Origin of the sequence: Geomicrobium sediminis, assembly GCF_016908595.1 — a bacterium.
GTDB lineage: Bacteria > Bacillota > Bacilli > Bacillales > Marinococcaceae > Geomicrobium_A > Geomicrobium_A sediminis.
Genome location: NZ_JAFBEC010000009.1, coordinates 142,666 through 155,165 on the forward strand (window position 1 = coordinate 142,666; position 12,500 = coordinate 155,165).

The 12,500-nt window shown below is 44.0% G+C and carries 11 protein-coding genes; 7 read left to right on the forward strand and 4 right to left on the reverse strand.

From position 1 onward, the window contains the following. The first annotated feature begins 67 nt into the window (after positions 1–67). From tcuA to JOD17_RS15775, 3 genes are all read left to right on the forward strand, one after another. On the forward strand, positions 68–1,570 hold the full coding sequence (gene tcuA, locus JOD17_RS15765; protein WP_204698906.1) for an FAD-dependent tricarballylate dehydrogenase TcuA: 1,503 nt from the start codon (positions 68–70) through the stop codon (positions 1,568–1,570). A gap of 236 nt (positions 1,571–1,806) precedes the next feature. Then, on the forward strand, positions 1,807–2,271 hold the full coding sequence (locus JOD17_RS15770) for a GNAT family N-acetyltransferase (RefSeq protein WP_204698907.1): 465 nt from the start codon (positions 1,807–1,809) through the stop codon (positions 2,269–2,271). Beyond that, positions 2,268–3,194 (forward strand): alpha/beta hydrolase, encoded by a 927-nt coding sequence (locus JOD17_RS15775; RefSeq protein ID WP_204698908.1) that lies wholly within the window; start codon positions 2,268–2,270, stop codon positions 3,192–3,194. The genes JOD17_RS15770 and JOD17_RS15775 overlap by 4 nt, the downstream gene beginning before the upstream one ends. Before the next feature lie 101 nt (positions 3,195–3,295). Here the strand turns inward: JOD17_RS15775 and JOD17_RS15780 are convergent, their stop codons facing one another. From JOD17_RS15780 to JOD17_RS15795, 4 genes are all read right to left on the reverse strand, one after another. Further along, the gene (locus JOD17_RS15780; RefSeq protein ID WP_239575616.1) at positions 3,296–4,867 is read right to left on the reverse strand and encodes an ABC transporter substrate-binding protein; all 1,572 of its coding nucleotides are present in this window, start codon (positions 4,865–4,867) and stop codon (positions 3,296–3,298) included. A gap of 17 nt (positions 4,868–4,884) precedes the next feature. Further along, positions 4,885–6,183 carry an ArgE/DapE family deacylase gene (locus tag JOD17_RS15785; protein WP_204698911.1) on the reverse strand — a complete coding sequence of 433 codons (1,299 nt, stop codon included), beginning with the start codon at positions 6,181–6,183 and terminating at the stop codon, positions 4,885–4,887. Between the two features lie 32 nt (positions 6,184–6,215). After that, a complete protein-coding gene (locus JOD17_RS15790) occupies positions 6,216–7,898 on the reverse strand; it encodes a thiamine pyrophosphate-binding protein (RefSeq protein WP_204698913.1) in 1,683 nt (560 codons plus the stop codon). A gap of 264 nt (positions 7,899–8,162) precedes the next feature. Continuing rightward, positions 8,163–9,092 (reverse strand): nucleoside hydrolase, encoded by a 930-nt coding sequence (locus JOD17_RS15795; RefSeq protein WP_204698914.1) that lies wholly within the window; start codon positions 9,090–9,092, stop codon positions 8,163–8,165. 71 nt (positions 9,093–9,163) lie between these two features. Between JOD17_RS15795 and JOD17_RS15800 the strand changes: the two genes are divergently transcribed. The 4 genes from JOD17_RS15800 (at position 9,164) to JOD17_RS15815 (ending at position 12,482) form a co-directional block, all read left to right on the forward strand. Next, positions 9,164–10,366 (forward strand): multidrug effflux MFS transporter, encoded by a 1,203-nt coding sequence (locus tag JOD17_RS15800; RefSeq protein ID WP_204698915.1) that lies wholly within the window; start codon positions 9,164–9,166, stop codon positions 10,364–10,366. Positions 10,367–10,384: 18 nt separating this feature from the next. Further along, on the forward strand, positions 10,385–10,774 hold the full coding sequence (locus tag JOD17_RS15805; RefSeq protein ID WP_204698916.1) for a VOC family protein: 390 nt from the start codon (positions 10,385–10,387) through the stop codon (positions 10,772–10,774). 79 nt (positions 10,775–10,853) lie between these two features. Beyond that, entirely contained in the window at positions 10,854–12,230 is a 1,377-nt protein-coding gene (locus JOD17_RS15810; RefSeq protein WP_204698917.1) for a DHA2 family efflux MFS transporter permease subunit, read from the forward strand. 93 nt (positions 12,231–12,323) lie between these two features. Then, positions 12,324–12,482 carry a hypothetical protein gene (locus JOD17_RS15815; protein WP_169966568.1) on the forward strand — a complete coding sequence of 53 codons (159 nt, stop codon included), beginning with the start codon at positions 12,324–12,326 and terminating at the stop codon, positions 12,480–12,482. The last annotated feature ends 18 nt before the right edge of the window (positions 12,483–12,500 follow it).

The following is a 12,500-nucleotide window of genomic DNA, read 5'->3' on the forward strand; positions in this document are numbered from 1 at the left end:
CATTTATTGTAAGTGCTTTCTTATACTAGAAGTAACAAAGAGGTACTGCTTATGAGGAGGACTTACAATGGAAAGCTATTCTAAATCGTATGATGTGATTGTTGTTGGTGGAGGAAATGCAGCGTTTAGCGCAGCGATCTCTGCACGTGAAAAGGGTATGGGCGTACTCGTCGTTGAAAAAGGTTCACAAGATAAGCGTGGAGGCAACTCATACTTTACGGATGGTGCGATTCGCATGGCTTATGGTGATCTTGAAGGGCTTCGCTCTGTATATAGTGACTTAAAAGATGAGGATTACGACCGTGTTGATATGCCTGTTTACGGTGAGAAAGAATATTACGATGATATTATGCGAGTGACAAATGGTAAAAGCGAACCCGCTTTAGCGAAAGTCTTAACGTCACAGTCGTATCCGACGATCAAGTGGATGCAATCACACGGAGTGGAATTTATCGTTAACGAAAATCAATACTTTGAAAAAGATAACAAAATGAGCTTCTGGGGCGGTCTGCCAGTTAAAACGTACCAAAAAGGCATTGGTCTCATGACGGCTTGGTGGAAGCGTGCGGACGAATTAGGCGTTGATGTTCTGTATAACACGAAGGGGACGTCACTCGTAAAGTCTGACAACGCAATTACTGGACTTGTTGTTGAGCAAGACGGTAAGGAAATGCAAATCGACACAAAAAGCGTGATCCTTGCATGTGGTGGCTTTGAAGCAAGTGAACAAAAACGAATGAAATACATCGGTGATGAATGGAAAAATGCGGTCGTACGTGGAACCGAGCATAATACGGGTGATGGACTTGATATGGCGATTGAAGCAGGGGCTACGCCAATTGGAGATTGGTCAGCGTGTCATGCGCATACGACAGATTACAATGCACCACGAGTTGGTGACTTTGAGAAGCCAGGAGATATTTATAAGAAGTCATCGTATCCACTTGGTTTGATCGTGAACAATGAAGGCGTCCGATTCGTTGATGAAGGTGCAGATTTTAGAAACTATACGTATGCTAAATATGGGAAAGAAACATTAAAGCAACCTGAACAAAAGGCATTCCAACTTTACGATCAAAAAGTACGTCCTCTTCTTCGAGTAGAGTACGAATTGGAAGAAGCGTCCGTTGTGAAAGCTGATTCTTTAGAAGAGCTTGCAGAGAAAATGAACGTACCGAAAGAGAAGTTCTTGGAAACAATTCACACTTACAATGCGTCTGTTCAAGAAGGTGACTACGATCCAAGTGTAAAGGATGGCAAGTCTACAAAAGGGTTAACTCCAGCTAAATCAAACTGGGCGCTTACATTTGATGAGGCACCGTTTTATGCTTACCCAGTAACGTGTGGAATTACGTTTACGTTCGGTGGTATTAAAGTGAATGACCAAGCAGAAGTACTCGATTCAGAAGAGCAACCTATTGGTGGTCTCTATGCAGCAGGTGAGATGGTAGGCGGTTTGTTCTATGAGAATTACCCAGGCGGTTCTGGACTAATGTCAGGGGCAGTATTTGGGAAGTTAAGTGGAGAAACCGCAGCTACCTACGTTGAGAGTGTGACTACGAAGGCATAAGCAACATCATCGCCTGCAGATTGTCGAGAAAGCCCTGTTTCTAAGACCAGGGCTTTCTTCCTTACAGTCCAGTGGATATGTAGGTATTATAATCATTTTAGTTTCTAGATCGCTAACTACGATGAACTTCATCGTAGTTTTTTTGTTATCGCTTCACCTTTTTCAATAAATCGGGTATAATATAGATTAATCACATTAATTTACTTGGGATTATATCGAAAGTAGGTGGAGCAGTCATGGGAAAGATTGTTGAGGCAACAGTTAATGATACTTGTCACATATTGAATTTACAAAAGTTAGCGTATGTTTCTGAAGCGGAGATCTACAATGACTACACCATTATGCCACTAAAAGAAGATCTTGAGACAGCTAAGAAATCGTTTGAGAAGAATATAGTATTGAAGTACGTGGAAGACGACGTAATCATCGGCTCTGTTCGTGCGTTTCAAGAGGATGGTGTCTGTTACATTAACAAATTAATGGTTCATCCTGCTTGTCGGAATCGAGGAATTGGTCAAGCGTTAATGGAAGAAATTGAAGTTAAGTTTGATCCAGTCGTGTACAGGTTGTTTACCGGTGCAAAGTCTGAAAAGAACATTTTCTTATATGAAAAGCTCGGATATAGCGTTTATCGTACGGGTAAATTTGATTTCGAGGATACAGAGTTTGTATTTATGGAGAAGGAACAAAGGCCAGTATGAGTTTACATCCAGCGATTAGAGATATTATTGAACGTAGTCAGCATGAACAATTGCCATCCTCTTTGGAAGAAATTGAGCAGCTAAGAAGTGAATACGTAAAAGCGCGACATGCAAGTAGCATGCCCGAAGCGATCGTTGCCTCGTCTGAGGATTTATCGGCAATAGATGGTGAACGCTCTGTTCCAATTCGTTTGTATACGCCTAAAGGTACGGCGCCGTTTCCTGTGATCGTTTATTACCACGGGGGCGGCTTTGTCGTTGGGGACCTTGAAACGATCGATGGATTTTGTCGTTATCTCTGTTACAAAAGTGAAGCGATTGTCGTATCAGTTGATTATCGACTTGCTCCAGAGCATCCGTTCCCAGCTGCGTTTGAAGACGCGTATGTGGCAGCGAAATGGGCAGCAACAAATGCTCAGCAATACGGAGGGGAGCCAAAGCGATTAACGCTTTCAGGTGATAGCGCTGGTGGGAATTTGGCAGTCAGTGTGATGTTGAACAATCAACTTCATAACGATTTTGTAGTAGATGCACAGTTGTTGTATTACCCGTGGCTCCTTCTTAATGATCAGTCTGACGCTCATCTCGTTCATGGAGAAGGATTAAATCTAACGACCGCTCAACTTCGTTGGTACGAGTCATGTTATGCGCCTAGCCAGTGTTGGAAAGCGAATCCGCTATTAGGTTCTGCATCCGGTGCACCACCATCAGTCATTATCACCGCAGAGCACGACCCACTGCGTGATGATGGACTACGCTATGCAGAACACTTACAAGTAGCAGGCACAAAAACGGTCGTTCATAATTATTCAGGGCTTGTGCATAGTTTTATTCATATGATGAACGAAGTAGATGAGGCTAGAGAAGCGGTCGATACGAGCATTACGGAATGGAAGCACCAACGATTAAAGTCATACCAATAAACGGCATCGCTCATCATGAGTGATGCCGTTTTAGTATTCTGAGGGGTGCCTTCACTGCAACAACGAAAAAAAGCTCCCACAAACTTGTGGGAGCAGTAGCATTAATCGTTTTTGGAAACACCCCAGAACACAAACCCGTCTTGATAACGGAAGTTGTCAATATACTCCTGGGTCGTTGCCACCCGTTTGAAATCTCCAATACGTACGACAGGGATATACTCCCAGTACCACTCAAGAACTTCATCGTATTTGTCTTGTGCTTCTTCAAGTGTGGCAGAAGCACGGAAGTCATCGACAACCGACGGCACTTCACTCCAACCTGGATAATCCGGGTTCATGAAAACATTTGAGCCTGGCTCTGCTGCCGATACGTTCGCTAATACAAAGATGTCATAAGCATTTTCATCTTGGTTCATTTCAAGTAATGTTGGCCAGTCGTACACTTCGATTTTTACATTGAGACCCATTTGTTCCATCTGTTGTTGAAGAACGACTGAACCGTTGTACTGATCCTCGTAATCACGGGTCGTGATAATCGTAATTTCTTCCCCGTCATAACCGATGTCACTTAAATAATCATCCATATTACTCGAGTCGTTCGTGTTGTAGATGTCTTGACCGACATCGCTTGGCCATTGTTCGAGTTGATGGTACATCATAATATTGTGGTTGAGAACGTAATAGTCATCACTTGCATAAGCACCTGTTAAAATGGCTTCACTATCAATGGACGTTGCTAAAGCTTGTCTTGCATCTTGTTCTGTAAAGAATCCTTCTCGTTTATTGAAGTGAATTGTCAAATAGGCGCCTGGATACGTATGGTTTGTTAAATTTGGATCACTTTCAAGCTGATCAGCGTTATCAAATGGCACTGCATGAGCGACGTCAAACTGTCTGGACTGCATGCCTGAAACACGGGTAGAAGAATCCAAAATGAATTCAAAAAGCAATTCATCAACAAGAGCTTCTCTCGCACCTGCAAGACCATCAGCTGGTTCATCGCGGATAGCGTAGTCTTCAAACTTTACGAGTTTAATATGTTGGTCTTGAATCCATTCATCGAATTTGAATGGACCAGTTCCAATGTACTCTTTAACGCCAGTGCCATCAGCTTCTTCAGCAATCTCAGCAGGCATAATGGCTGGGAAACCTACGCTGTTAAAAGCAAGGATAGGCAGGGCAGTTGCCATCGGCTCACCTAAATCTAATACGACCGTCTTGTCATCAAGTTGTTCAATGGTTGCCTCATCGGGAAGCTTGTTGCCGTTACCTGGGGAGTCTAGCCACTTATCCATCGAAGCAACTACATCTTCAGCGGTCATCGTTTCGCCGTTATGAAAGAGAACATCTTCTCGCAAAACGAACTCAATGGCAGTACCGTCTTCGCTTAATTCATAGGATTCCGCCAGCATCGGTTCGATGTTGTACGAGGAATCGACCGTTACGAGACTTTCATAGACGTGCCGCATCATATCCGACGTTGCAATTGCCGATGATTCATGTACGTCAAGAATCGGAGGTTGTGCGGAGTAAGCAACTTTCAACTCTCCTCCAGTCGTTGCTCCTTCTGTTGGTTCAGCAGAGCTTTCTGTATCTCCTGAGTCATTACCACATGCGGATAGAAGAACAGTGCCAATCATGGTAACCAAAGCAAACCTAGGAAACTTTTTCATGTTTGTCATCCCTACCTTTAGTTAGAGTCGTGTTTGCGATCTTTCGCTGTCCATTCAAGGATATGGTTAGCAAGTACATTCGCCGTTTTAAGGACACTATCAATTTCAACGTATTCATCAGGAGAGTGAGCGCCTGAACCGACGGGTCCAAAACCGATGCCTGGTCGATTGTAGTATTGTGTGAAGCGTGCATCATTCCCGCCTGTTCTGCCGATGATTTGTACGTCATTCGTATCGAGCACGTCTTTCGCTGTTTGAAGAAACTCTTGTACATAGTCATCATCAGGATCTTGATACCATGCTTCTGTTGTCCAGCCGTACCACTCAATTTGTGGGGGGTGTTTTCTTAACCACCCATCATCTTCGACAGCGTTTAAGATTGTCTTCTCCACTAAGTCACGAATTTGTTCCCGTGTTTCACCAGGGATAAAACCGATGCGACATTCAATGGTTGCTTTCCCTGCAACATTGGACGCCCAGTCACCAGCTTGGAACGTTCCGATATTTAAGTTGACGGATTGCTTATCAGAACCACGTTGATAAAGTTCAAATTGAACTTCTTCAGCGCGAGTTTCTTCAAGCTGTTGAAGCGCATGATAAATCGGATACATTTTACTGATCGCATTGACGCCATCTTGGGTTCGGCTTGCATGGGCGGTTTTACCGTACACACTTACGCGAAAGTACATTACGCCAGTATGAGAAACGGTGACGTTTAAGCTGTGAGGTTCTGTCGTAATAAATCCGTCAGTGACGTACCCTTCGTCAAGACAAGTGAGCGCACCACCTGCACCGCCGGACTCTTCTTCAATCGTGCTGTGCAATTGAACGGTTCCAGCGGGCTTTAAGCCAAGATCAAGTAATGCCTTTAGTGCAAACCAGTTCGCAAGGAGACCGGATTTCATATCCATAGAACCGCGACCGTATAAACGATTTCCTTCAATAATTGCGGCGTACGGATCTTTCGTCCAGAATTCGATCGGCTCTGCGGATACGACATCAACGTGACCTTCGAGTGTGAGTGATCGTTTATCGGAGTCACCATGGTAGATGCCGATTACATTGTAACGGTTATCAAAAGAAAGGCCCGAACTGGAGAAGCCTTCATGATCTTGAATCTTTTCATAGTCTGGCTGAACGGTGACGGTCTCTAGACCAAGATCTTCATATTTTTGTTTCATAAAATGAATCATCTCTTGTTCAGTACCAACTACGCTTTTCATGCGTACGGCTTCTTGGATGGCTTCAACTAACTCTGTCTGGTTTTCGTTAATATAGTGATCAATTCTTTCCTTTGCAGAAAGCTGGACTTTCATAGATTCTCCTCCTCGTCTCTCACTAGATTTTGCTATTTAGGTTCGAACTCTTTTGCTACAGCAGGGGATATACCACCAGCTTTTGCAGGTGGGCCAATGCTGATCATATCGACGACAACCATTGTAGGACCTGGTTCTTGAACAGCGTTTTCTAGTGCTTCTCCAAAATCATCGGTCGTTTTTACGCGAGTTGCCTGAAAGCCGATAGATTGGGCAAGTTGAATGAAGTCTGGTGTGTGCAAATCAACAGCAACACGGCGTCCGTATGTTGCATCTTGGATGTTACGCAATACACCATAGCCGTGATCATCAAAGAGAACGACGACTAATGGGAGCTTTTCTTCAACAGCGGTTGCCATCTCACCTAAATTCACCATGAAACCGCCGTCTCCAGCGAATACGAGGCATCTTTGGTTTGGTTGTCCAATTTGTGCGCCAATCGCTGTAGGTAAGCTCTGCCCGATTCCTCCTCCTGTTGCGTGGATGGACGTTCTAGGCTCATAAATCGGGATAAGTCGGTGTCCCCATTGATAAGCTGGAAGTGTAATGTCACGAACGAAGATGGTGTCCTTTGGCATGACACGGCGCATATGATCGGCAATTTCTCCATATGGACTCATCGCTTCGCGTAGCTCACGGTCTACTTGAACTTTGACTGCTGTTACTTCAGCTAAGAAGCTTGATTTATCGGTGAATGATTCTCCTTCAAATTGCTTTGTAAGGGCATCGAGTATGTCATAAGCGTCACCGATGAGTGCATGTTGGCAATCATAGTTTCGGTTAATCGATAGGGCGTCGGCATTAATCGTAATGTGCTCATCTGGAATTGGGACAGAATAGTTTCCCGTTTCGTTCCAGCGAAAGCGTACGCCAATACTGATCAGTAGATCGGCTGACTTCAAAAGGTCGATCGTCGGTTTGGTTGCCGCATAATTTCCGATGCATTGTGGATGGTCTTCTGGTATGGCACCTTTTCCAGACTCGCTCGTAATAACAGCTGCGCCAATTTGCTCTGCGAACTGTGCAAGTAATTGATGTGCAGAAGCTTTCACGACACCTCCACCGACCCAAAGCACAGGTCGCTTTGCTGATTGAATTTTCGAAAGAACTTCTGAATCGAGCGTAAATGTTCCCCGATTTAGTTGTGGTTCTTGTTGAATGATGGAACGATTGACGAGCTTTGATTGCATATCAATCGGAATTTGAATTGTAATCGGTCCTGTAGGCTGTGCTTTCGTCTGTTTGATTGCTTCACGTACGACTGTCTGGATGTTCGTCGGGTCAGTCACTGCAATGGCCGTTTTACATGCACCGTCCATCATTTTTAATTGATCTTTGCATTCATGAATGTACCGTTTAGACGTTCCGACAAATGCACTCGCCACGTCTCCTGTAAGGTGTAAAAGTGGTGTGCCTGCATTCCAGGCTTCTGTCAACGCACCAGCCGCGTTGCCAGCACCGGCTCCTGTACTCGTAAGAACGACACCGAGCTTTCCGGTAGAGCGAGCATATCCGTCAGCCATATTTACGGCACCGCTTTCGCCACGAGCGTTGACGATTTTAATCTTATTGCTTCGAAGGAGCGCATCGTACATCGGCATGTTATGAATACTGACAATTCCGAAAACGCACTCGACACCTTCTCGTAGTAACTCTTCAACGATTAAATCTGCGGCTTTTTCTTCGGTACTAATCTTCACTTCTGAGGAACTCATACTATACCTCCTAAATAATAATACGTTACCGTTAGTATTTGTCTTGCGAATGAAATCTCCTTCTAAATAATAAAAAAATTTACGATATAAATTGTGAAGAAGTTAGATAACCTGACAAGGAAAAGGAAGAAAAGCCTTTATAAATAAAGCATTTCGCACATTATTCAATGCGTTCATTTTTCGTCAAAAAAGTTGGGGGAAATAAAGATACTATTATTATAATCATGAAAAAAGCCCACGATTACGAAATCGTGAGCGTAAGATTTATTTGCGTGAGCCAACGTGCTGGATGTAATCCGTGATAAATGCTTTGGCATCAACGTGTTTCGCGACGTGTACGTTCGGGGTTCGCTGTAGTCCGTTTTTATAATCACAGACCGTTTGACCGTCACATAGCGTGCTGTTCGTTTCCACATCGACGTAGTAAGGGAACGTCGTCACGAAAGGTTTGCCGATTGCTACGGCAATGGCGAGTGGGTCGTGCATCGCAATTTCTTTTAAACGATTTCGCTCCCAGGAAACGTTGAAATAAATAGCTGTTGCTTCTCGAATAAATGAATAATAGCTCGTTCCTTTTAGGGACTCTACGTCCTCTTTTGACATCAGGGCTTGTTCTGTAACATCTAAACCAATCATTGTCAGTGGAACACCGGAATGAAGGACTAGCTTGGCAGCTTCTGGATCAACATACATGTTAAATTCAGCAGCAGGAGTTACATTGCCGTTCCCATTCACAGCACCGCCCATAAAGACGACCTCTTTTAGGCGATGTGCGATTGAAGGATCCTGCTGTAAGGCAAGCGCAAAGTTCGTCATTGGCCCGGTAAGAACGAGGGTGATTTCACCAGGATAGTCATGCGTAATGCGAATGAGATAGTCCCATGCGGATTCTTTCTCAGTGCGATCGATAAACGGTACGTCGTGGAGGGCACCTCCGATTCCATCATCACCGTGAACCGCATGTTCAAAAAATGCTTGTCGTACGAGTGGTTGATTGGCACCTGCAAAGATCGGAACGTCTAAGCCAATCAAATCCAATACTTTATGTGTGTTGCAAATGGCTTTATGTAGTGAAATGTTGCCGGATACGACCGATACACCAAGAACGTCTACGTTGGGTTGATGAGCGAGTAGCAATAGCCCGAGAGCGTCGTCAATGCCAGTATCGACGTCTACAATTATTTTTTTTGTCATGATTGTCCCCTTTTCAATAAAGCTGCATGCTACACTTATAGAATAGTTCAAAAAGAAAGGTAACTCCAGTAATGAATGAAAACCCGACCGGGAAGAAGCGGTACGCACTAGCGTTAATATTGAGCATGTTGACGGTGCTCGGACCGCTTAATATCGATATGTATTTACCTGCTTTTCCCGACATTGCCAGCGATTTGTCGACATCACAATCCCTTGTGCAAGCAAGTTTAACGGCTTGTTTATTAGGACTTGCAATCGGGCAACTCGTAATTGGGCCGATCAGTGATGCAAAAGGGCGTCGAATGCCGCTTATGATTTCTGTGTTGTTATTTGTGCTTGCCTCATTGCTCTGTGCGGTAGCCCAAAACATTGAAACCCTTATTGTTGGACGCTTTCTTCAAGGATTCACAGCGGCAGCAGGGTTAGTTGTCTCTCGAGCTGTGGTTCGAGATGTGTTTGATGGAAAAGCGTTAACGAAGTTCTTTGCATTACTGATGGTTATTAATGCCGTTGCTCCTATTGTTGCGCCGATTGCAGGTGGTGCACTCCTTGCAATTCCAGCGTTTGAATGGGATGGAATTTTCTATACGTTGTCGTTCCTCGGCTTGATTGTCGTTGGAATTGTTTATTTTAGCTTAAAAGAAACACTGCCAGAAACAAAGCGTTCACCAAGTTCCTTTAAACATATCGTGTCAACTTTTTATGAGTTGTTAAAAGACCGGACGTTTATGGGGTTTGCTCTTGCGTTAGGGTTTGCACATGGCGGAAGCTTTGCGTATGTAGCAGGAACACCGTTTGTTTATCAAGGCATTTACGATGTGAGCCCACAACTGTTTAGCGTGTTGTTCGGAATTAATGGGCTTGCGATGATCATTGGTTCGTACGTCATCGGACGCTTTAGTGGCATCATTCGTGAACGAACACTGTTGTTTACAGCGCTTATCATTGGGGTGAGTGCCACGTTCATTTTGTTCGTCATGACGGCGATTGAAGCGCCACTCGCTGCCATTGTGATTCCAATCTTTGTCTATATGACGGGAATGGGAATGATTTTGACGAGCTCATTTACGCTAGCTATTGCAAAACAAGGCCACCGGGCAGGGAGTGCAAGCGCGTTGCTTGGTGTATTCCCGCTACTTATTGGAGCCGTCGTGGCGCCGCTTGTTGGATTAAATGAAGGTTCAGCGGTACCGATGGGGCTGATCTTGTTTAGTACTTCGCTACTCGCATTAGGGGCATATGTAATCTTAGCTAAGACGAAGAAAAATCAATAGAAGTCAGGAGGATCAAAGATGATTAAAAAAATCGAACATGTTGCACTCGTAGTCAATGACTTAGCACATTCCATTGAATTTTATCATCGTTGTTTTGGGTTTAACGTACGGCTTAAAGGAGAGAATGAAACACGTGAAATGGCGTTTCTTTATCTAGAAAATGAGCCAGGCGTTGAGATTGAATTGATTCGGGATAAAGTTGATTTAGGAAATTATGAAACGAAGAGTGTGATCAACCATATTGCATTTACAGTGGAGCGTTTAGATGAGGAAGTAGAGAAGCTGAAAGAAAAGGGAGTCACATTCCTAACGGATACACCAAAACCAACGTTAGATGGTGGAACGATGATCCTTTTTCACGGTCCTGATAAAGAGCTGTTGCAACTCGTCGAGCGTGGCACATCGTAAAAGCAAGGTGGAGATCACAAGGTCTCTGCCTTTTTTTATGGACTGAATTACGTGTTCAAAGCAACTTTATGAGGGGAAGGTGAGGCATTTGACTCCGAAGAAGAGGCGTTTACTCGTCGGGATCTTACTATCCACGTCTTTTTTGAGTGTACTAAATCAGTTTTTATTAATCACCGCTTTCCCACAGATTATGTCTGACTTTCAAATCAACGCAACAGAAGTTCAATGGTTAACGACAATTTTTATGTTATCAATCGCGATTCTCGTTCCGATTACGGCGTACTTAATCGATCGCTTTACAGCGAGAGCGCTATTAATGGCTGCTGTGTTGAGTTTTTTGGCAGGAACATTTGTTGCAGCGATAGCACCGAATTTTGAAACGCTCCTCGTCGGGAGGGTGTTGCAGGGCGCTGGATCTGGCATGATGATGCCACTCATGCAGACGATTTTGTTACTCGTGTACCCTCGAGAACAACGGGGATATGCAATGGGGCTCGTTGGACTCGTCATTAACGTTGCTCCTGCAATTGGTCCAGTCATTTCAGGCGTGCTAATCGAAGCATTTACGTGGCGAGCGGTATTTGTTCTCACGTTGCCCCTCGCGCTTTTTTTACTCGTACTTATTTATTTCTTTATGGAAAACGTTACGAAGCAGCGTCCGACGAGCATTGATATATCGTCGATTTTACTATCTACTCTCGCTTTTGGTGGGATTTTGTACGGAGTGAACAGTACCGATGACTCTGCATTGGCTACGATTTTAATTTGGGTCGGGTTTTTGGCGCTCATCCTCTTTGTCATCCGTCAGTTTAGACTTGAAACCCCCGTACTTGAGTTGCGTACGTTTCGTTCGCCATTGTTTGCATTGGTCATTGTCATTACAACGCTGTCATTTAGTTTATTGATCGCTGGAGAGACGATCTTGCCGATGTATGTACAAAATGTTCAGTTGTATTCAGCTTTTCATTCGGGATTAATTATCTTTCCTGGAGCGATTACGCTCGCTGTTATGTCACTCGTAGCAGGGAAATGGTTCGATCGTTATGGAGGACTTCGTCTAGCGCTAATCGGGTTTGTGTTGTTATGTAGCTCTTCAATAAGTTACGTATTCATCTTGTCCCAAGAGACTCCCGTCGTCGTCACAGCATTATTGTTCATGGTCTTTATGGCAGGCATTGCGATGATTAATATGCCGCTTACGACAGCGGCATTAAATGCACTTCCGAATGAATGGATTTCTCACGGAACAGCAATTACGAATACCGTACGACAATTCGGTGGTTCGATCGGTCTTATCTTTATTATTTCGTTTATTACAAGAGCTGCCCCAGAAGCGGGTGGTGCGAATCCAATCGCTTTTTTAGAAGGGGTACAAGCAGCGTTTTTAGCAGCGTTTGTCTTTTCTTTAGTTGGCTTGTTGTTAACCCTACTGTTGTTCAAAACGAAGACGAGCTAAAAACTACACATAATCTCCACATTGGCTCCATTGTTCCTCCATTTAGAATGAGTATACTGTAAGTTGTAAGCACATAGTTTGGGGTGAACGAACGTGTGGAAGAATGTAGGTATGATTAGTGTGTTTCTTTTTGCGGCATTTGCAGGTATGCTGATCGCAAAAGAAAGTATTCAAGTAGAAGATGACGATGAAGCAATCACTTTTGAGGTGCCTCATTTAGAACATTCAATTGATGACAATGAATCTGTATGAAACTTTACATCGAACAAG